At 45.7% G+C, this 20,404-nt stretch carries 16 protein-coding genes and 1 other RNA gene; 10 read left to right on the top strand and 7 right to left on the bottom strand.

Going from position 1 to position 20,404, the window contains the following annotated elements:
* Window positions 1–113: 113 nt before the first annotated feature.
* Complete coding sequence (gene srmB / locus DRI82_RS18260) at window positions 114–1,424, top strand: ATP-dependent RNA helicase SrmB (RefSeq protein WP_114195339.1); 1,311 nt, start codon at window positions 114–116, stop codon at window positions 1,422–1,424.
* 120 nt (window positions 1,425–1,544) lie between these two features.
* Here the strand turns inward: srmB and grcA are convergent, their stop codons facing one another.
* Entirely contained in the window at window positions 1,545–1,928 is a 384-nt protein-coding gene (gene grcA / locus DRI82_RS18255; RefSeq protein WP_114195338.1) for an autonomous glycyl radical cofactor GrcA, read from the bottom strand.
* Window positions 1,929–2,281: 353 nt separating this feature from the next.
* On the opposite strand from grcA, the gene ung reads away from it, so the two are divergent.
* Window positions 2,282–2,968, top strand: a complete 687-nt coding sequence (gene ung / locus DRI82_RS18245) for a uracil-DNA glycosylase (protein WP_114195336.1) — start codon at window positions 2,282–2,284, stop codon at window positions 2,966–2,968.
* A 107-nt stretch (window positions 2,969–3,075) separates the two neighbouring features.
* On the opposite strand, the gene grpE is transcribed toward ung, so the two are convergent.
* Window positions 3,076–3,663 (bottom strand): nucleotide exchange factor GrpE, encoded by a 588-nt coding sequence (gene grpE, locus DRI82_RS18240; RefSeq protein WP_114195335.1) that lies wholly within the window; start codon window positions 3,661–3,663, stop codon window positions 3,076–3,078.
* A gap of 122 nt (window positions 3,664–3,785) precedes the next feature.
* Here grpE and nadK point away from each other — a divergent pair, with 122 nt between their 5' ends.
* The 3 genes from nadK to bamE all read left to right on the top strand — a co-directional run bounded on the left by nadK (window position 3,786) and on the right by bamE (window position 6,870).
* Window positions 3,786–4,664, top strand: coding sequence for an NAD(+) kinase (gene nadK / locus DRI82_RS18230; protein WP_114195334.1), 879 nt, complete (start codon window positions 3,786–3,788; stop codon window positions 4,662–4,664).
* Between the two features lie 86 nt (window positions 4,665–4,750).
* On the top strand, window positions 4,751–6,412 hold the full coding sequence (gene recN / locus DRI82_RS18225) for a DNA repair protein RecN (protein WP_114195333.1): 1,662 nt from the start codon (window positions 4,751–4,753) through the stop codon (window positions 6,410–6,412).
* A gap of 113 nt (window positions 6,413–6,525) precedes the next feature.
* Window positions 6,526–6,870: an outer membrane protein assembly factor BamE gene (gene bamE, locus DRI82_RS18220; RefSeq protein ID WP_114195332.1), complete on the top strand. Its 345-nt coding sequence runs from the start codon at window positions 6,526–6,528 to the stop codon at window positions 6,868–6,870.
* A 103-nt stretch (window positions 6,871–6,973) separates the two neighbouring features.
* Here the strand turns inward: bamE and DRI82_RS18215 are convergent, their stop codons facing one another.
* Together DRI82_RS18215 and DRI82_RS18210 are read right to left on the bottom strand one after the other, a co-directional pair.
* Window positions 6,974–7,258 carry an RnfH family protein gene (locus tag DRI82_RS18215; protein ID WP_114195331.1) on the bottom strand — a complete coding sequence of 95 codons (285 nt, stop codon included), beginning with the start codon at window positions 7,256–7,258 and terminating at the stop codon, window positions 6,974–6,976.
* A complete protein-coding gene (locus DRI82_RS18210; RefSeq protein WP_211317682.1) occupies window positions 7,251–7,685 on the bottom strand; it encodes a type II toxin-antitoxin system RatA family toxin in 435 nt (144 codons plus the stop codon). The genes DRI82_RS18215 and DRI82_RS18210 overlap by 8 nt, the downstream gene beginning before the upstream one ends.
* 154 nt (window positions 7,686–7,839) lie before the next feature.
* Between DRI82_RS18210 and smpB the strand changes: the two genes are divergently transcribed.
* The 5 genes from smpB to DRI82_RS18185 all read left to right on the top strand — a co-directional run bounded on the left by smpB (window position 7,840) and on the right by DRI82_RS18185 (window position 12,403).
* A complete protein-coding gene (gene smpB, locus DRI82_RS18205; protein ID WP_114195329.1) occupies window positions 7,840–8,322 on the top strand; it encodes an SsrA-binding protein SmpB in 483 nt (160 codons plus the stop codon).
* Window positions 8,323–8,371: 49 nt separating this feature from the next.
* Window positions 8,372–8,735, top strand: a transfer-messenger RNA (tmRNA) gene (gene ssrA / locus DRI82_RS18200).
* A gap of 204 nt (window positions 8,736–8,939) precedes the next feature.
* Complete coding sequence (locus tag DRI82_RS18195; protein WP_114195328.1) at window positions 8,940–10,181, top strand: integrase; 1,242 nt, start codon at window positions 8,940–8,942, stop codon at window positions 10,179–10,181.
* A 347-nt stretch (window positions 10,182–10,528) separates the two neighbouring features.
* Window positions 10,529–11,443 (top strand): FRG domain-containing protein, encoded by a 915-nt coding sequence (locus DRI82_RS18190; RefSeq protein WP_114195327.1) that lies wholly within the window; start codon window positions 10,529–10,531, stop codon window positions 11,441–11,443.
* 69 nt (window positions 11,444–11,512) lie between these two features.
* On the top strand, window positions 11,513–12,403 hold the full coding sequence (locus DRI82_RS18185) for an SIR2 family protein (protein ID WP_114195326.1): 891 nt from the start codon (window positions 11,513–11,515) through the stop codon (window positions 12,401–12,403).
* Between the two features lie 153 nt (window positions 12,404–12,556).
* On the opposite strand, the gene DRI82_RS18180 is transcribed toward DRI82_RS18185, so the two are convergent.
* The 3 genes from DRI82_RS18180 to DRI82_RS24400 form a co-directional block, all read right to left on the bottom strand.
* Window positions 12,557–16,870: an NACHT domain-containing protein gene (locus DRI82_RS18180; RefSeq protein WP_114195325.1), complete on the bottom strand. Its 4,314-nt coding sequence runs from the start codon at window positions 16,868–16,870 to the stop codon at window positions 12,557–12,559.
* 118 nt (window positions 16,871–16,988) lie between these two features.
* Window positions 16,989–18,938, bottom strand: coding sequence for a UvrD-helicase domain-containing protein (locus DRI82_RS18175; protein ID WP_114195324.1), 1,950 nt, complete (start codon window positions 18,936–18,938; stop codon window positions 16,989–16,991).
* Window positions 18,935–20,392 carry an ATP-dependent nuclease gene (locus DRI82_RS24400; RefSeq protein WP_245956878.1) on the bottom strand — a complete coding sequence of 486 codons (1,458 nt, stop codon included), beginning with the start codon at window positions 20,390–20,392 and terminating at the stop codon, window positions 18,935–18,937. Before DRI82_RS24400 ends, DRI82_RS18175 begins: the two co-directional genes overlap by 4 nt.
* Window positions 20,393–20,404 lie beyond the last annotated feature (12 nt).

Here is a 20,404-nt window from a genome sequence, read left to right as displayed (position 1 = left end):
ATCCCGCGTAGCATAGGGCAATCTTATTTCGAGGAAAAGCTATCGTTACCGCTTAAATAGGTGAAGATCGCGTCTAACACGTCTATAATCGGCGCCCCAAGTAGAGGTAGACAATGACAGCAACCAATTTTTCCGAACTCGATCTCGATGAACGCCTAATCAACGCGCTGCGTGATAAAGGCTATGAACGCCCAACTGCCATTCAGGCCGAGGCAATCCCGCCTGCAATGGATGGACGCGATGTATTGGGTTCGGCGCCGACAGGCACGGGTAAAACCGCCGCCTTCCTTTTGCCGGCGTTACAGCATCTGCTGGATTTCCCGCGTAAAAAATCGGGCCCGCCCCGTATTCTTATTCTGACCCCGACGCGTGAACTGGCAATGCAGGTTGCAGAACAGGCTCGCGAACTTGCTGCCCATACGTCGCTGGATATCGCGACAATTACCGGCGGCGTGGCCTATATGAATCATGCTGAAGTGTTCAGCGAGAATCAGGATATCGTGGTTGCAACCACCGGACGTTTGCTGCAATACATCAAAGAAGAAAACTTTGATTGTCGTGCAGTTGAAACGCTGATTCTTGATGAAGCCGACCGTATGTTGGACATGGGCTTTGCCCAAGATATCGAAACTATTTCCGGTGAAACCCGCTGGCGTAACCAGACGTTGCTGTTTTCCGCAACGCTCGAAGGTGACGCGATTCGTGACTTTGCCGAACGCCTGCTGAAAGAGCCGGTGGAAATTGAGGCCGATCCTTCCCGTCGCGAACGCAAAAAAATCCTGCAGTGGTATTATCGCGTTGATGATGTGAAGCATAAAACCGCGCTGCTTTGCCATTTGCTCAAGCAGCCTGAGACGTTGAAATCCATCGTTTTTGTCCGTAAACGCGAGCGAGTCCATGAGTTGGTTGGCTGGTTGCGTGAAGCGGGTATTACCGCCTGTTATCTTGAAGGCGAAATGGTACAGGCGAAACGCACCGAAGCTGTAAAACGCATGGTCGAAGATCGGGTGAATGTCCTGGTGGCTACAGATATTGCTGCACGAGGGCTGGATATCAACGATATCAGCCACGTGTTCAACTTCGACATGCCACTGACGGCAGACACCTATTTACACCGCATTGGCCGTACTGGCCGTGCAGGACGTAAAGGCACTGCGATTTCACTGGTAGAAGCACACGATCATTTGCTGTTAGGCAAAATCGGGCGCTATCTCAATGAGCCGCTCAAGGCGCGGGTTATTGATGAATTCCGTCCTAAAACCAAAGCACCTAGTGAAAAACTTGCCGGTAAGCCGTCCAAGAAAGTCCTGGCCAAGCGTCAGGAAGTGAAAAAAGGCAGCAAAGAGAAAGTGAAGGTTAAAGTTCGTCAGCGTGATGCCAAAAACGTGGGCAAACGCCGCAAACCAAAAATTGAAGCCGAGTAATATATTCTCTACAGATCGTAAAAACCGCCTGCAAAAGCGGTTTTTTTATGCCCGCAAATCACCATAAAAAAAGAGGAGCGCTCGCTCCTCTTTTCAATTCATTGTGATAGCAGTGAAAAATTACAAGCTTTCAGTGAAAGTACGGGTAATCACATCACGCTGTTGTTCTGGAGTCAGTGAGTTGAAACGCACGGCATAACCAGAAACACGGATAGTCAGTTGCGGATATTTTTCTGGGTTCTTAACAGCATCTTCCAACGTTTCACGACGCAGAACGTTAACATTCAGGTGTTGACCACCTTCTACGCGCACAGTCGGCTGAAGTTCCATAGGAACTTCACGGTATTCAATCTGACCCAGTTCGTTCACAGGTACAATTTGGTCTTCTGCGTAATCCGCTTTGGCACAAACACAACGTGCTTCGTCTTTTTCGTCATCTAACAACCAGAAAGAGTTCAACAGGGCTTCGTTATTTGCTTTGGTAATTTGGATACCAGTAATCATTTGGTGCCTCCGTATGCAGGTGAATGCTGCAAGTAGAATCGTAATGTTTTGCTTTACCGTAATTGGTAAAACCAATGTTGCCTTGATGTTCTGTATACCAGTATGAGATGGGCAATTCTTTGATATAAATCAACGAAATCGATGTGGTCATTTTCAGCATATCGCCAAATTTTTGTTTTACATCAAATTTTCCCAATCCGTTAGATATGATTATTTTTGTAAATTTTCAACTTTTTTTTAATTTTAGATTAAAAAACGAACACCCACGCGCATCGATGTTTGGGGTTTAACTGCGTGTCCCGACAAGGTAATCTATGCAAATTAATCATGAGTAAAAACAAAGGAGAGCGTTGATGTCTACCTCGCTTACCTGGCATGACGTCATTGGTCAGGAAAAAAAACAACCCTACTTTCTCGACACGCTCGCTTTTGTTGCAAAGGAGCGGGAGTCTGGTAAGACCATTTATCCTCCACAGAAAGATGTTTTCAATGCGTTTCGCTACACGGAGCTGCATCAGGTAAAAGTGGTGATACTGGGGCAAGATCCTTATCACGGGCCGAATCAGGCCCACGGTCTGTCATTTTCTGTACGTCCCGGCATCCCTGCGCCGCCTTCCCTGGTCAATATGTTCAAGGAACTGGGCAGCGATATTCCCGGCTTTATCCGTCCGAATCATGGTTGTTTGCAGAGTTGGGCAGATCAAGGCGTATTGTTACTCAATACCGTTTTGACCGTTGAGGCAGGGAATGCGCATTCACATGCAAATCTGGGATGGGAGCGTTTTACCGATCGGGTTATTGCTGCATTGAATGAAAATCGCGAGGGCGTTATTTTCCTGCTGTGGGGTTCCCATGCGCAGAAAAAAGGCAGCATTATCGATCCCACGCGCCACCATGTTCTCAAAGCGCCCCATCCTTCACCGCTCTCAGCACACCGCGGTTTCCTGGGCTGTAAACACTTTTCAAAAACCAATGCATTGTTGCAGCAGCAAGGTTTGCCAACTATCGATTGGATGCCGCATCTGCCGGATGCAGAATAACAGACAGCAAAAAGGCCTGAGCTCAGTAAATTACTTAACTCAGGCCTTGCTGGCGAAATACGTGAACCGGTCACATTGATCCGCGCGTTCGCGCGAATGCCTCTGCGTTATGCTTTAGCTTTGGAGACCGCCACCATCGCTGGACGCAACAGACGACCATTCAGCGTATAGCCTTTTTGCATAACCATCATGACGTGATTTGGTTCATGCTGATCCGACTCCATCATGGTCATTGCCTGATGAACCTCCGGATTGAAAGGTACGTTGGTATCGCCGACAACATTGATACCAAATTTACGTACTGCATCCAGCAGGGACTTCAGCGTCAATTCCACGCCTTCAATCATCGCAACCAGTTCAGTGTTGGATTTGTCGCCCTGAGCCAGCGCGCGTTCCAGATTGTCGACAACGGGCAACAGCTCAGCTGCAAATTTTTCCAGAGCAAATTTGTGCGCTTTCTCAATATCCAGTTCAGTACGGCGACGGATATTCTCTACTTCGGCTTTCGCCCGCAGCAGACTGTCGCGCTCGCGCTGTTGAAGCTCTTTCAACTGCGTTTCCAATTCAGCAATGCGCTCGTCGCGCGGATCAACGACGTCTGCCGCCTCGGTCACCGCGTCCGCATGCAGCTCTTGCTCTTTATCCATTTCATTCGAGACTTGCTCGTTAGGCGTCTTCTGTTCTTTACTACTCATGAATTTCTCCGCGTTTTAGCATTAATCTTGCTAGTTCGCTTATTATGGGGATCAAAACCGGGGATTCAAGAGAGCCGGTCACAATGTGAGGGCAAAAATCCCCACTGAGGAACAACACGACAATGAATAAAAAATTCAAGTGCATTGGGATTGTAGGCCATCCGCGCCATCCTTCTGCGTTGGCGACGCACGAAATGCTCTATCATTGGCTTTGTGGCAAAGGCTATGAAGTGATTGTTGAACAGCAGGTTGCCCATGATTTGGCATTGGAAAATGCCTCTATTGGCACGCTGGCCGAAATCGGGCAAAAAGCCGATCTCGCCGTCGTCGTGGGTGGTGATGGCAATATGCTGGGTGCTGCACGGGTGCTCGCGCGATATGACATTAAAGTCATCGGGGTCAACCGCGGCAATCTCGGTTTCCTTACTGACCTCGATCCCGATAATGCGCTGCAACAGCTTTCCGATGTACTTGAAGGTGAATATCTCAGCGAACAACGGTTCTTGCTGGAAGCCCAGGTATGCCGCGAAGGGGATCAGTGCAGAATGACCACGGCTATCAATGAAGTGGTTCTTCACCCTGGCAAAGTCGCGCATATGATTGAGTTCGAAGTCTATATTGATGAACGTTTTGCCTTTTCACAGCGTTCGGATGGGCTGATTATCTCCACGCCGACGGGGTCTACCGCCTACTCTCTTTCCGGCGGTGGCCCTATTCTTACTCCCAGTCTTGATGCCATCGCACTGGTTCCCATGTTTCCACATACTTTGTCGGCGCGACCGCTGGTTATTAACAGCAGCAGCACCATCCGGCTTAAGTTCTCGCAGATCACCAATGACCTCGAAATCAGTTGCGATAGCCAGATTGCACTGCCTATCCATGAAGGCGAAGAGGTGTTTATCCGTCGCTGCGACTTCCAACTAAATCTCATTCATCCAAAAGACTACAGCTATTTCAATACATTAAGTACAAAACTTGGCTGGTCAAAAAAATTATTCTAAAAAGTGCGCCAGCTACTTTACTGTATATAAAACCAGTTTATACTGTATGTAATTACAGTCATGCTGTTATATACAGGAAGGTGATCATGCTGGCGCAATTAACTATCAGTAATTTTGCAATCGTCCGGGAGTTGGAGATCGACTTTCAGGCGGGTATGACCGCCATAACCGGCGAGACCGGAGCGGGTAAATCCATTGCTATTGATGCGCTTGGCCTGTGCCTTGGAAGCCGCGCGGATGGCAATATGGTTCGTGCTGGTGCTTCACGCGCAGATATCTGTGCACGGTTTGCCCTTGCAGATACCCCTTCAGCCCGGCAATGGCTTTCCGACAACCAGCTTGATGATGGCAGCGAATGCCTGCTAAGACGCGCCATCGGCACAGATGGCCGCTCACGCGGGTTTATCAATGGTACGCCAGTGCCGCTCTCACAACTGCGTGAGCTCGGCCAGCATCTGATTCAGATCCATGGCCAGCATGCACATCAATTACTCCTTAAACCTGAACATCAGAAGCAACTGCTTGACGCCTATGCTGATGAGCCACAACTTTTGGCAGAAATGCAGCAATCCTATCAACGCTGGCACCAAAGCTGCCGCGCGCTGGCTCAGCATCAGCAGTTGGTAACTGAGCGTGAATCACGTCGTCAGCTTTTGCAGTACCAGTTGAAGGAGCTCAATGAGTTCTCTCCTCAGGCCGGTGAATACGAGCAGATTGATAGCGAATATAAACGTCTGGCTAACAGCGGGCAGTTGTTGTCCCTCAGTCAACAAGCGCTTTACCTATTATCGGATGGGGAGGATCAAAATATCCTCAGCCTGATGCATAGCACCAAACATCAATTGGCCGAACTGGCAGAACTTGATGAAAAGATTGGTGAGCTGCTGGGGATGCTGGAGGAAGCCACTATCCAGATCAGCGAAACCAGTGATGAGTTGCGTCATTACAGCGAACGTATGGATCTTGATCCCAATCGTCTCCATGAGTTGGAGCAACGCCTTTCCCGCCAGATATCGCTGGCGCGTAAACATCACGTTGCGCCCGAAGAACTGCCAGCACTGCACGGTCAATTGCTTGAAGAGCAGCAGGCTCTCAACGAGCAGGAAAGTGACCATGCTCAACTCAGCGAAGATGTGAGCCGCCATCACCGCCAGGCGTTGGATATCGCTGCTCAGTTACATGCCAAACGCCAGCATTATGCCGATGAATTAACGCAACTGATTACCCAAAGCATGAATGCCCTGTCGATGCCGCACGGTAAATTTATGATTGATGTGCAGCATGAACCTGAATTCCTCAATACCCAAGGCGCGGATCGTGTTGAGTTCCGGGTGACAACCAACCCCGGACAACCCATGCAATCGCTGGTTAAAGTCGCCTCTGGGGGAGAACTGTCGCGTATCGCGTTAGCCATTCAGGTTATTACCGCAAGAAAAATGGAAACGCCAGCGCTGATTTTCGACGAAGTAGACGTGGGTATCAGCGGACCAACAGCAGCCATTGTAGGCAAGTTATTGCGGCAGTTGGGTGAATCAACACAGGTGATGTGCGTTACCCATTTACCTCAGGTTGCAGGCTGCGGTCATCAACATTATTTTGTCAGTAAACAAACAGATGGCGAAGTAACAGAGACTCAGATGGACCGGCTGGATAAACGAGCTCGTTTACAAGAGTTGGCACGTTTGTTAGGGGGTAGCGAAGTGACCCGAAATACCTTGGCAAATGCAAAAGAACTGCTGGCTGCATAAAAAAGTTCAACTTTTTTATTTCCTTGAGGTCATACAGGAGCCCTGTAAAGGTTTCCAACTGATGAAAGGTCTATTATCATCGGCATCCTATGCCCTAAAGGAATGTGATTACTATGCGCTGTAAAACGCTGACTGCTGCCGCTGTGGTTCTTGTTATGCTTACCGCAGGCTGTTCCACTCTGGAAAAGGTGGTTTATCGGCCTGACATTAACCAGGGTAACTACCTGGCGCCTGCTGACGTAGCTAAAATTCATACCGGAATGACCAAGCAACAGGTCGCCTATATTCTGGGCACCCCAATGATGCAGGATCCTTTTGGTAACAATACCTGGTTCTATGTGTTCCGTCAGGAACCAGGCCATGCAAGTGTCTCACAACAGACCCTGACGCTGACCTTTGATTCGAACAACGTTTTGACCAATCTTGATAATAAACCCAAGCTGGATGGTCAAAAGTAGTCACGAAAAAATGAGTCACACAGCCCGCACATTCAGATTCTGTGAGTGTGTGTAGCCGTTGCAGTTGAATAATTAATAAAGAAGATAAGGCGTGGTAAGCGCCTTATTTTTTTGAACGTTCTGCACGCTGACGGCGCAGTTCTTTCGGATCGGCAATCAATGGGCGATAAATTTCTATCCGATCCCCATCCTTGACCCGATCGGTGAGTTTCACAGGCCGACTGTAGATACCCACTTTATTAAGCGACAAATCAATATCCGCACGCATTTCCAACAGTGACGACGCCTTTATCGCCTCTTCAACCGTACAGCCTTCTTCCAGCTTAACGGTTCTTAAATACTGTCGTTCCGGCAGCGCGTAAACCACTTCTACGCGGATTTCAGACACTATAGACCTCTTTCGCGCGCTGGGTAAAAGCCTGAACCATACTGCCTGCCAGTTCTTTAAAGACTTTACCGAAGGCCAGTTCAATGAGCTTATTGGTAAATTCAAAATCCAGATGCAACTCGACCTTGCAAGCCTCGGCACTGAGCGGGGTAAATTGCCATCCACCATTCAACTTGCGGAAAGGACCATCGACCAGTTGCATATTGATACTCTGGTTATCAGTCAATCTGTTACGGGTAGTGAATGTCTTGCTGATCCCGGCTTTAGCAACATCAACAGCAGCGGTCATTTCATTTTCTGATGCATCAATCACCCGGCTTCCCGTACATCCCGGTAGAAAATCCGGATAGGAATTCACATCGTTGACCAACTGATACATTTGCTCTGCACTGAAGGGGACTAGTGCAGACCGACTAATCTGAGGCATATCATTTCCTGAGAGACATAAAACGTACGTATAATACCATTTATCTGCCTGCAGACAAAAAAACCACTTCATACTGCTTATGGAGCAAAAATTGTAAGGTGCTCGCGGCCAAGGGATTTCATTCGTCACCGCTTCCAGTATAATGATCAATACTATGACAAAGAAAAAAGCCTACAAACCCGGTTCTGCCACCATCGCGCAAAACAAACGTGCCCGCCATGAATTCTTCATCGAAGAAGAGTTTGAAGCGGGTCTTGCATTGCAAGGATGGGAAGTTAAATCACTGCGTGCAGGCAAGGCCAACATCAGTGACAGCTATGTGGTGCTGAGAGATGGTGAAGCTTATCTTTTCGGTGCGACCATAACTCCACTCAATGTTGCGTCTTCACATGTTGTCTGTGAGCCAATGCGCACGCGTAAACTCTTACTTAACAAACGTGAACTGGATTCGCTGTTTGGCCGTATCAATCGCGAAGGCTACACGGTCGTTGCATTGTCGTTGTACTGGAAGAACGCCTGGACCAAAATCAAAATTGGTGTTGCGAAAGGTAAGAAGGACCACGACAAACGCGACGATATCAAAGATCGTGAATGGAAATTAGACAAAGCACGTATCATGAAGAACGCAAATCGCTAAGCTACTGGCCTAGCATGCATATTTTCTGATATACTGCACAATAGTACTTGGGGCTGATTCTGGATTCGACGGGATTTGCGAAACCCAAGGAGCATGCCGAGGGGCGGTTGGCCTCGTTAAAAGCCGCAAAAAAATAGTCGCAAACGACGAAAACTACGCACTAGCAGCTTAATAACCTGCTTAGAGCCCTCTCTCCCTAGCTTCCGCTCTTAAGACGGGGATCAAGAGAGGTCAAACCTAAAAGAGATCGCGTGGACACCTTGCCTGGGGTGAAAGCGTTAAACCCAATCAGGATAGTTTGTTAGTGGCGTGTCCATCCGCAGCTAACCGGCGAATGTAAAGATTGGACTAAGCATGTAGTGCCGACGGCGTAGTAATTTCGGACGGGGGTTCAAATCCCCCCAGCTCCACCAAAATCTTCAATCGATGATTACCAGAGTCATCCGATAAAGTCTAAAGAGCCCGCATGGCACAAGCCCTGCGGGCTTTTTTGTGCCTGCAATTTGTCTTGGGAAGTCTGAAGCAAACTAATTAAATCCGAAACTTTTAGGCACCTTGTTAGGCACCTCATAAAGCATTATTGTTTTTGAGGTGCCTAAAACTATGGAAACCCGGCAATGGCAAGACAAACCAAACCTTTATCCGTCAAGGAAATCGAATCCGCCAAACCCAAGGAAGCGGACTACGTTCTCTATGATGGTGATGGCCTTGAGCTACTAATCAAATCCAGCGGCAGTAAAATCTGGCAGTTTCGCTACATTCGTCCTGTCACCAAGAAGCGCGCAAAAAAGAGTATTGGCCCCTACCCGTCGGTTACGCTTGCCGATGCCCGTAAATACCGAACTGAGTCACGCAGCCTTTTGGCAAAGGAAATCGATCCGCAGGAGCATCAGCAAGAACAACTACGCAGCACCCTAGAAGCGAAAACCAATACATTCAAACTCGTAGCCGAACGTTGGTGGAATGTGAAGAAAACCAGCGTAACAGAGGACTATGCGGAAGATATCTGGCGCTCGCTTGAAAGAGATGTGTTCCCAGCGATTGGCGATATGAGCATCACTGATATTAAAGCACATACTCTAGTCCAAGCAATTCAACCTGTTCAGGCTCGTGGAGCATTGGAAACTGTCCGTCGCCTGTGCCAACGCATCAATGAGGTCATGGTTTATGCTCAAAACACGGGCCTGATTGATGCTGTCCCCAGCGTCAATATTGGCAAGGCATTCGAGAGGCCTCAGAAAAAGAACATGCCAAGCATCCGTCCAGATCAGCTACCGCAACTCATGCAGACTATGCGTACCGCCAACATTATCCTACCAACACGGTGCCTGTTCATGTGGCAACTTCTTACTATCACCCGCCCTGCCGAAGCGGCTGAAGCTCGCTGGGACGAGATAAACCTGGAAGCACGAGAATGGAAAATCCCCGCATCACGCATGAAAATGAACCGTGATCACACTATTCCATTGTCAGATGAAGCAATTGCGATATTGGAGATGATGAAGCCGTTAAGTGGCAATCGAGAATTTATCTTTCCCAGCCGCATCAAACCGACCCAGCCAATGAACAGTCAAACGGTGAATGCAGCGCTAAAACGTGCAGGTTTTGGTGGTGTCCTCGTTTCACATGGTCTGCGCTCAATTGCCAGTACGGCCCTTAATGAGCAAGGATTTCCGCCTGATGTTATTGAGGCAGCACTTGCCCATGTGGATAAGAATGAAGTGCGTCGAGCCTATAACCGCAGTGATTATCTCGAGCAGCGTCGCCCGATGATGCAGTGGTGGGCGGACTTTGTGAAGGCTGCAGACAACGGCAGTATATTTGAAGATGGGGTAAAAGGAATGCGGTTAGTTGGATGAAGCCTATGAACGAAGATATGATCTGACGTGTTTACTAAGATGAGTGAATCCTTACTTGGTGTACCAGATGCGAACATAGCCATACGCTGGTGTAATCAGTTCTTAGCCGCTTCAACACAGAAACTCTCACTGAACTGCTGGATGGGGGATGGGGGATGGGGGATGGGAAAATTGTGGACTACATGCATAGACTCTGCCGAACATCATTTTATTATTTCACAATAACCTATTGAAACAATGGTGAACTAGCAGTAATTTTGCATGAATAAATTAATGAAAGCAGCCTAGAATAATTTTAGACTTACGGGAGCTAGGCATCCTTAGAATTTTTACTTGTAGGCGTTTAGATGATTGAATCCCTTGATTTTGTGAGTGTAGACGAAATGTTTGAATTCTTCTCTCCGTGGGGAGAGAGTTCAAACTTGGAAGGCTTCATTTTTAGAGGACATAGTCAAGAATCGTATGAATTGATTCCGACAGCATTGAGATTAGACAATATTGATTGGTTTTGGAAAACATGTGGATTAGGTAGACCTATTGAACCTCAGCATAATTGGCAATCATGGCAAGTTAAGGGCGAGTACTCGGTCCTAAGAGCTTTTTATCGTTTAGCAGATCAAAGAGGATTAGGTGTTCCGGTTTCTGAAAGAATGAGAGTTAATCTAGCTCAACAATTTGATTTTCATGGCCTTAACACCCCTTACGAAAGTGATGTATGGATCCCCAAAGACTTATTAGAAACTGCCGCACTAACGCAACATTATGGTATACCAACACGATTACTTGATTGGACATATGACATATTTGTAGCACTATTTTTTGCACTAAGAGGTGCGATCGAGAAAGAAGGTAAGTTAGAAATATGGGCGCTTAACAAAGAACACATATCTTTTTTAAAAGCAACAGTTAATAGAGTCAACATCGATTTCGTCACACCTCATTATGCAAACAATCCCAATTTGAATGCGCAGAAAGGCCTATTTACTTATTGGCCAATCCAATTACCTTCAATGATTAATGAGATGCGACTTTTGCAGAATGGCCTGGTCAATTTAGTAGATCGCAGACCGCTTGATACTCTAGTCGCCGACACATACAAAAAAGAAGAAAACATCGTATTATTCAAACGGTTCACTCTACCATGCTCACAAGCAAAAAAAGGATGTAATATTTTGTCTAAACTGGGTTACGACGCAGCCAGAATTTTCCCTGGATACAAAGGTGTAGCTGAGCATCTATTAAATCAGTATAGATTAAACTAGCAAGACTCAGTGTGCTGTTAATCACATTGAGGAACCATTCAATTTACATGTATTGTTAATAGGCGAAATATGGGTAACACACTGTTATTTGGAAATGGAATTAATCGACTTTCGACGAATGCAATTAGTTGGAATGACTTATTAGATAAAATAAAAGGTACTAGTATTTTCTCAAGCGGAGAACTACCGAACACCATGGTGTATGAAAGGATTTTCATGGAAAAACACACCTCTGCAAAACGAGAAAAAGTAGATGAGCTTGAAATTAAGGAAGTAATAGCCAAAGAATTACAACTACAAGAATCCAATGAAATACTTGAGACCTTAGCAACGTTAGAGATTGAAAATTACTTAACAACAAATTACGACTATGCTTTCGAAAAGGCTCTTGGACTTACACCTAAAAAATTAAGTACTGAGGATATTTATAGTTTAAGGAGAAAGAGAAAATATGATTCAATAGAAGGAACGAAATTCCTTTGGAACATACATGGTGAAATAGGACAGCCTAAATCGATTATGCTTGGGTTAGATCACTATTGCGGGTCAGTAAGTAAAATAGATTCTTATGTCAAAGGCACATATAAGCATAAGATTGATGGGGAGGAATGTAATGTTGACCCCATGCTGAAAAAACTTGAGAATTCATCTTTTTGTTTTACATCTTGGGTTGATCTCTTCTTTTCTACTAACGTGCACATTATTGGTTTTTCTTTGGATTACACTGAGATTGACATTTGGTGGTTACTTAATAAGCGGGCTCGTTTTTCTTCTAACGGGTTAGTTAATAACAAAATTTATTTCTACACCAACGAAATACCTACTGAAAAAGCAGGGCTTTTAAAATCATTTAATGTGGAAGTTGTTACTCTTAATTTATCTAACAATGACTACAAAAAAATGTATAGTTCTGCAATCAATAAAATGAATATTAATTTGAAAGATTCGATGGCAGCATAAATGTAGCAAGTCCAGTCCCCCCTACAACTTGACTGGACCCATCTACTTCTAACTTCTACTTTTGCTCACAACTGACATTCAGTTTGAATTGCTAATAACATTGAAAATAACTAATAGTCATCTCACAACTTAAAACGTGCTTCAACAGCCACATTAGACATCCGATTTCGTATTTCTTAAGGTAAGATCAATTATAATCACATCAATTGCAGCAACACTAGGAAAATTACTGGCAATAGAATTCCAATATAATTTAAGCGCATCTTCCAAACCAGAAAGTGTAGCTCTCCATCCCCCAATCTGCCAGTGAACTTGGCTAGATTTTCCCTGCCAAACTAAAAGCATGACTCCACAGCCTGCCGTTTCCTCTCGTAAGTAATCACCTGCAAGTTGATTGCGTAACCGCTCACATAGCTCTGGGCCGGACCAGTTATCGAGCAATTTCAGTTCAATAGGCACTGGCGAGGGGATATGTGGATTTTGAGTCCAGATATCTGGTCTTTGTCTATTCGGAAGTTCGTTTTCCTGAGCGCAGCTATAGCGGCCTGAAGAATTATTATTCAACCAACCCGCCACAAGGTTCCGCATCTCGTTTTCACCTTCAACTCTTTGCCAAGTCCTGTATGGGCTATCATTTCCGACTTCGATCCATGACTTGAGATCAATCAGGCGGTTAACAGTAAGATCAAAGAGCTGTCGATGTGTTGTTGGCGTACTCATCTGGTTCCTAGCAAACTCTCGCATTTGCTGTGCCGACCATGGTTCTAAATCTGCATCCTCTTCAGCTCGTTTATAAGCTAACTTACTCATCCAAGATCGAGATTCAATAACTGGATGTTCTCCAGATAGTTCTATAAGGGCAAAATAGGTTTCTTTTCCTGGAATTGCAGCCAACCTGTTAAAAAGAGCATTACGGCCATCTTGCGCATCATCCCTCAGCCCCGGAGAATACACCCCCTTACCGGCCCGTTCTATATCATCCTCTGCTCTAATATACCGATGCATGAGAATATATAACGCTTTAAGCTGTTTGACACTGAAGGAGTCGCCATTACCATAAGCTGTATTCCTAGAAAAACGAGCCCCCATTAATTTTGTTATAAATAACTGTGCTTCTTTTGAAGCCTCTTCTGACTGGAGGTCTGACAACCAACTATCAACGGCAAGAATCGCTTCTTCCGCATTAAGATCAACCCAAAGTGCATACCAAGTCGCTAACTGCTCTTTTACAGCACTTTGCAAAATTTTCGATTCAACTAGCTTTAATATAACGTTAGAATCAACATTTCCATTTTGCAAAATACAAATACAGTAACGAAGCAGGTCAGAGTTGAAAATTTCGTTTTGCCCCATCCAGTCAATTAATGCTGGAGCCATGTACGGATGTATCCATGGTGCATGAGCCGCAAGTTTATACAAAATATAATGCATAGACTTGTCGACTGCAGTATGCGTAAGTTCCCAGTTTAATTCTGTGAGGATTGCTTCCAGTACCAATTCAGGAAAAGCATGATGCAATTGTTCCAGCCATTTTGGCAGTCCATTCAACTCCCAGATAGTATACCGAAGTACATGAAGCACCTCAGCTTCATTCAGGCATGCTGGAAAAGCATCATTTTCACTTGCTTCAATTTCCAGACCGGCTATAGCAAATATTAATTGATAGGGAACGGAGGTTGTGTCGCTTCCCTCTGATCTAATAGAAGGGACGTATTTCCTCCAATGTGATGTTGCAGCATCCCGATATGCTCGTGCGACATCTTCACCAAATTCAGGAATCAACCGTTCCCAATTTGAACCATCAGAACGATTACCGTTACCTTCAATTTCACACAATAGCCAATACTGATCATTACTGAAATCGCCTGGTTTAAGTCCTGGAGGATTTCGAATAACATCCGGTTTTGCTTTTAAGCGAGTAATCCACTCTATCCGGTTGCGATTGCGCCCTTCTTTTTCTTTTGCCCACTCTTCCCGGCGCTGTGCTTCTTTTTCTTCCCGTTCGATAGCTTTTAGCGACCTCTGCGGGTTTAAAAAAGTATCAAGGTACTCTTTAATTTCGGCTCGCTCTTCTGCTATACATTTGAGTTTATGTAACCAGTCTGCAGGTTTATCAGCCAAATTATAAAGCCTAATGGCAAGAGAAACCGCTACAAACTTGTCATCTAGAAAATCTTGCATCACAATAAAATTCAGCACGTCTTCGAATCGGTCAGGCCCGAATTTCCAAAAGTGACCAAGCCACTGCACAGAGTAATCATCAATAAGCCGTTCAGATTCCTTTGTTTCGATTCTGCTGCGCGCTTCCTCAATACTTTTCCAGAACAGCGCATCATTTAGTTCCTTCCAAACAGGGACAATTTCATGAAGTTTGTTTTTGTACTCGTCGAAATCATCACTTCGCCAGAATCGAACTGCCGGTACTTTTAACATAACAGCAAGGGCATCCGATGAAAGTGCTGCTTCTAAATGTGTAGAAACCAATCGCTCAACAGCATGTGTTGCTGGGCCTAAAAGCCATACGAACTCTTTCGAGGCATGGCACTCCCCTCTCTCAATGTAAGGTTCTCGGTCAAGATAACCGTTCAGGCCACTAATTATTGTTTCCAACGGTTTTAGCGCAGTTGCATCATTCGGAAAACGATCAATGAAAAAATGCAAAGCTTGCTTTAATCCAGATGTTTCATACGGCTTATAAGCTTCCACTTTTTCTAACGATACCAACAAGAAATTAGCAGAGGCAGCATCAGGGTTAGCATTTCCCAGTACTTCAGCTAGCAATTTTCGAGGTAAAACTTCAGGTAAACGAATTAGCTCGTTCCATAGATGGTTTATTTGGTTCCTCTCTCCACATGTCATCACAGCACGTGTAGCCGCGATCCGAGCATAAATATCGCGGGCTGGATCAATTGCGATTTCTGAAAGAATCGGCACACACTCCGTCATACCACCTTGCCAAACTAATCTTCCTAAGAAGAAAATAGCATCATCATTATTTCGATGATCCACAATCAAATTGAGGGTATCATTCATTAAATCTGGCTGGGCTATGCGGGCAATAGCATTATTATCACGTGCCGAATGATCATCTTTGCCTTCAGCAATACGTCTAACAACATCTGTGAGAATCATTTGCCGTTCAGTTAAAGGTAAGCGAGCTGCATCCCCTCCCTCAACCACGATCTCAGGCGATATTTTCAATACTTTTTGACGTAATTCACTATCGAACAAGATTAACCAAGGCAATATCGGTCGCAAGCGAGGAGTTATAACTAATTGACCATATTGTTCGCGAATAAATAGGGACTCTGTTGCTCGACGAGAATGACCATCATTTAGTTGACGACTAAACCATTCTGCTGCGAGGAGCTCTCGCACTTCTCGGTGCCGAAATCGTACCATGCCATATATGACATCATTGAAGATACCACGTTCAAGTAGTGCTCTAACCTCTGATGGGTTCCAATCACCTAAAACAACTTCCGCATCAATGCCTTCGCCAGGAAAGGTGGCGTCTGGAATTCGAATTCCAGGCTCACCAGTCATAATAACCGCGGCGGCAAGTAAACGTACGCCTGATAATGCATTCTCTCGATTGAGTGGTTGTCGTTGTGAACGACTTGGATCAATCTCGCTTAAACGAAGATCAATATTGTGCTGTAGTAACTCGAGCCGCCCATCAAGCTTTTGTTCGGTTTTCCACTTAGCCAAAATACTCTCAAGATCAAATGGCCGCGCAGCCATAGTTGTCAGATTTGCACGATGAAGTTCAATAATCAGCTTTTCTACTTGTGGTGTTTCACGATGTTCGGCAAAGATACGAATGCCACACTCTTCCAGTGGTTCGAGTATGAATACTTGCAGAGCGCTACTTACTTCAACTACCTCATCATTATCGATTTCATTAGAATCACTTTCTTCAGTGACCGTAGTATCAGCCAACAACTTTTCGAAGGGTAAATATTGCTCTAACAGTTCCCGATCAGTTCGTGCACGCCATGCATATGGACGACTAGAAACGAAAATGTGCGCACGCTGTTGCGCTGATTTGATCTTCAATGAAAAACGCCTAATTGCTTTCTCAAAAGCTCGAGGATTTTCAAGGCGAGCTTCATCGACCGAGTCAAGGAAAAACCATGCTTCCTCGTGAGATTTCAGCCAGTTTTCAAAGGATTCTGCGCAACCGACTTCAAAGGCATTTTCGAAACCATCTTCTATATCTTCTATTCTGATGAAGAATGCTGCTCGACCTGATTGCTGGATATGCTTTGCCCGAGATTCCATCTCGAAGGTTTTTCCTGCTCCTGCTTCCGCCAAAATGACGCAGCGATATTCTTCTTCAAGCGTTTGCCACTCAGTGCGTTTCTGTGTACTCCAAAACGAGTGCAATTCGCTTTCATCTGAGTCAACCTTTGACTTAGGTACTAAAGAAAAATATCGTGCAAGCGGGACAGGCTGGTACATCATTTCAAAACACCTCGAGAGTCTATATTCTGATACGCTCTTATTTTCAGCGAACTAAGGATTAACTCGGCAATGGAATTATCCTTAGGATAAGGTATTGCGTATCTATCCTTGGGCGACACTATGGAATGACCTGTATTTCGTTTTCAGCAAACCATTTGCTCTCCTCGATTCGAGCCATTGCTGCAGTTGGATCGGAAGACCAAAGCACTAAGGCGAGCGATTCTTGCGCCCTGCTACAAGTCACGTACAGCAACCGTAAAGTCCGGTCGATGGTTGTCTCCTTACCGGCCTCTGCATTCTGTTTATCCTTTGGACTTAACTCCGTACCACCAAAAATCTTGTCGTACTTAATGAGGGTCCCCCCAGCAAGAGCATCATCCATTACAACCATGACGTGCTTAAACTCAGAGCCTTTGACTACCTGATGGGTTGCAAGATCTGAAAGCCCTGCGAGGTAATTCCGATAGCGCTTAAGTTGATTCCATGGCGCTGTAAACAGTGCACACCATCCGCGACGCATTCTGGCTTGCTTTGACTCATCCACACCTCGTCCGGGAATCAAAGGAGCTGGCGACTTGTCGGCATAAGCCTCCTGAAGGCGATGATCTACTTCAAATAATTTTGCATTTAAGACTGGTGCTAATACCTCAGCGACCGTTGACTCAGGGTTGGCGCAAGCCATTGCAAATATCGCTATCGCCTTGAGCATTTCATCAGTACGTTCAGCTCTTGCTTCAGAGTCCTCTGGCATATTGTCTAAACCGCTATAACGTCGAAAAACTTCGGTTGCCTTGAACTCATTCACATTTCCTTCATTACTCACGCAGGCTTCTAAATGCCCAAGCTCATTAAGCAAAATTTGTACTGTTGAAGGCCCCTTATTGTCCCCACTGCCAGATGGAGCTGCAGCGTGGGGATCCAGTAGGGTCATTGCCTCATACACCTCAAGAAACGAGCCACGAGTGGCGACGAGCTTATGCTCAAGCGCAAGCATCTGATATTGCTCTTGATTCCAAGCTATTGAACCACTAACTTCAAACATCCGCTCGGCACACCAGCGTTCGCTAAGCACTTTATCTTCTGGACTTCGTGATGTATCCCCCAAGAAGAGCCGAACCATTCCACCAGCCTTTTCTGTTCGGGGATGTTGTGCTGAACCCTTTACTGGTTGCGTCCTGCCTTCCAGTTCAGTTTCCCAGATTTTATTAATCAGTGTGACAATCCGTCGCTGACTACGATGATTCATTTGTAACTCAGGCGTTGCCCAGTTTTCCGGAACAATGCTTGGAAGATCGGCATGACCATCCATATAAATTCGTTGTCGATGATCTCCCAGCAGACCAAGAGTCAAATCTCTCTCCCGCTTTTTGGCAAGTATCATCAAGGAGTCCAGTACACCTTTCATCGTGTCCTGCGACTCATCAATAAGTATGATTGGATGTCGATCTTTGAGAATGGATTGGAGTGTTGGCTTGTTTCGAAGCAACCAAGCTGTCGCATCGAGTACGTAATTGTGCGGTAGTGCACCAGATCCATACGTATTGCGATCGGGATGGTAGATGAATACTTCAGTTGTCCGAAGAATCTCGATTTCATTCGTGATTTCGTCAAGGTCACGCTGTTTTGCTGCAGTAATACCCTTCGGTTTCGCTTGTGCCTCTGCAGTCTCTTTAGCGAGTTGAGCTTCTTTTACTGCTATAAGGGACTCACGAATGTCATCGTTGAACCCATTAATTAACTCCCAACAAAATGAATGGATGGTAGATACACTGACTAAGCTATTGTCCCCAAGACGTCCGTTGATTACAGAGACAGCATTCTTTGTGTACGTTACCACTCTAATCGAACGCCCATACATCTTCAGGGACCGTGCCAATTGTCCCCCCTTCTCATGCTCGGTCACACCAGTAAGGCGACGTAAAACTTCCACCAATGTTCGTGTTTTACCAGAACCAGCCCCCGCAAAAAGGAAGTAGTTACGAGGTGGAATGTCTGTAAGGTAGCCGCAAATCTCTTCTACTACCCCTGCATCGCGATCATTGCCGTCAAGGATTGGTGAGCTAGTCATGGCATCACCTCCTTGCTTGGCTCCAGCTGTGTCTGGAGCCATTCCAATGCATCCTCGATATATTTAGGACAGACAATCGGCTCTTCCGCAGCGACCATTTCAAAGATGCTTGCGGCAAAGTCTCCTTTATTAAATGATCCATGCATTAATTTGTGCAGAGCCGCGAGCAGTTCTGGAATATTATCATTTTCAGCAACCTGTCTTGCTACTGAGCCCAGCGCGCCTTTCGGCGGTGTGATTTGCTTGCCTTCGTCATCGACTTTTTCATTCATCAACTCCTTAAACCAAGGAATATTCCTTAGGATAAGAGAATCCTCAAAAGTACTTGGCCACTGACTATCGGCTTCGGCTACAGGCAATTGCCATGCGAAACGCACAGAACATTCGGCAATTTCGTTCCAGACAAGATGCTCATCTTTCGGGTTCTTGAAATCTTCAAGCTGCTGCAGCTTAGGATGCCATCCACGAAGAGTCGGGTTTCCGCATTGCAGCCCAGGCTGTCCTGTATTAGCCACAGCAACCAAGGTTGTAGTTGGTTCACCATTTTTTTTAGGTTTACCAAGTTTTTCTTCAACAGGATCGATATCAGTAATAATTACAGTAGGAATACGGAGTCTTTCAACGAGAGACCTTAGCCGATGAGCATGGCTACCACCAATATCAAGGAAGGACAGATAGCGGCTGTTGAGTATTGCAAAATCTCTTTCAATGAAAAGAGGCAACAGCATACGCTCAGCAACCCCCTCGACAAAGATTGCAGCATTGGCGAATAAAAGATCTGTGTGTTGAACGCGAAAATAACGCTCAGCAAATTGACGGGTCGTTTTATCATCACCAAAAACTTGCCCAAGATTGACCACCTCAGTGGTAGGCATGGTTTGTTCTTCACTCTTAGCAATGCGGCGAACATATCGTAGCCGGTCAAAATTCTCAGCATGTGCTAGATGACTAGAATGAGTACTGATAATCAATTGGCTTTTAAGTCCTGACTCATCGCTACCGTTAGGGCTGATTAACTTATGTGCCTTGCCAGGAAATATACGTTGTACTTGGACGTGCAAATGAGCCTCGGGCTCCTCAATCATAACCAGGTGAACAGGTACTGGAGCGCCCTTTTCAGGATTTAGGCGAGCAGCCTTGAAAGAAACAAGTTGGTAACTGAGCGATTGTAAATTCTGATAACCGAGACCAATGGAATATTCCGGGAGAAGCTCTTCTAACGAATCCTTCTGCATGCTGTATTGAACAGCGGTTCCATGGTCAAGTAAATCAGCTGTCTGTATGCGCGTGCGGAAACGAATCTCTTGGGGATCATGCAAGCCAGGGTACCCAAGCTCTTTAACCTCTTCTACCGAAGGTCCGATAGCCTCATGGATCTTTTTATCTAGTTCCTGCTGCGCCTCAGCAACAGCTTTTATGAGGTCAGCTCGGTGCCCATGACCTGTTGCAGCCACATTTAGGTGCTG

Source organism: Edaphovirga cremea (assembly GCF_003332275.1).
GTDB classification, from domain to species: Bacteria; Pseudomonadota; Gammaproteobacteria; order Enterobacterales; family Enterobacteriaceae; genus Edaphovirga; species Edaphovirga cremea.
The sequence above is the reverse complement of the archived record's forward strand: the minus strand, read 5'-3'. Positions and strand labels throughout refer to the sequence as shown.

Bases quoted from the DNA above. Each gene is read 5' to 3' on its own strand.
- srmB (WP_114195339.1), top strand. From the start codon at position 114: ATGACAGCAACCAATTTTTCCGAACTCGATCTCGATGAACGCCTAATC.
- grcA (WP_114195338.1), bottom strand. From the start codon at position 1,928: ATGATTACTGGTATCCAAATTACCAAAGCAAATAACGAAGCCCTGTTG.
- ung (WP_114195336.1), top strand. From the start codon at position 2,282: ATGTCTACCTCGCTTACCTGGCATGACGTCATTGGTCAGGAAAAAAAA.
- grpE (WP_114195335.1), bottom strand. From the start codon at position 3,663: ATGAGTAGTAAAGAACAGAAGACGCCTAACGAGCAAGTCTCGAATGAA.
- nadK (WP_114195334.1), top strand. From the start codon at position 3,786: ATGAATAAAAAATTCAAGTGCATTGGGATTGTAGGCCATCCGCGCCAT.
- recN (WP_114195333.1), top strand. From the start codon at position 4,751: ATGCTGGCGCAATTAACTATCAGTAATTTTGCAATCGTCCGGGAGTTG.
- bamE (WP_114195332.1), top strand. From the start codon at position 6,526: ATGCGCTGTAAAACGCTGACTGCTGCCGCTGTGGTTCTTGTTATGCTT.
- DRI82_RS18210 (WP_211317682.1), bottom strand. From the start codon at position 7,685: ATGCCTCAGATTAGTCGGTCTGCACTAGTCCCCTTCAGTGCAGAGCAA.
- smpB (WP_114195329.1), top strand. From the start codon at position 7,840: ATGACAAAGAAAAAAGCCTACAAACCCGGTTCTGCCACCATCGCGCAA.
- DRI82_RS18195 (WP_114195328.1), top strand. From the start codon at position 8,940: ATGGCAAGACAAACCAAACCTTTATCCGTCAAGGAAATCGAATCCGCC.
- DRI82_RS18190 (WP_114195327.1), top strand. From the start codon at position 10,529: ATGATTGAATCCCTTGATTTTGTGAGTGTAGACGAAATGTTTGAATTC.
- DRI82_RS18185 (WP_114195326.1), top strand. From the start codon at position 11,513: ATGGGTAACACACTGTTATTTGGAAATGGAATTAATCGACTTTCGACG.
- DRI82_RS18180 (WP_114195325.1), bottom strand. From the start codon at position 16,870: ATGATGTACCAGCCTGTCCCGCTTGCACGATATTTTTCTTTAGTACCT.
- DRI82_RS18175 (WP_114195324.1), bottom strand. From the start codon at position 18,938: ATGACTAGCTCACCAATCCTTGACGGCAATGATCGCGATGCAGGGGTA.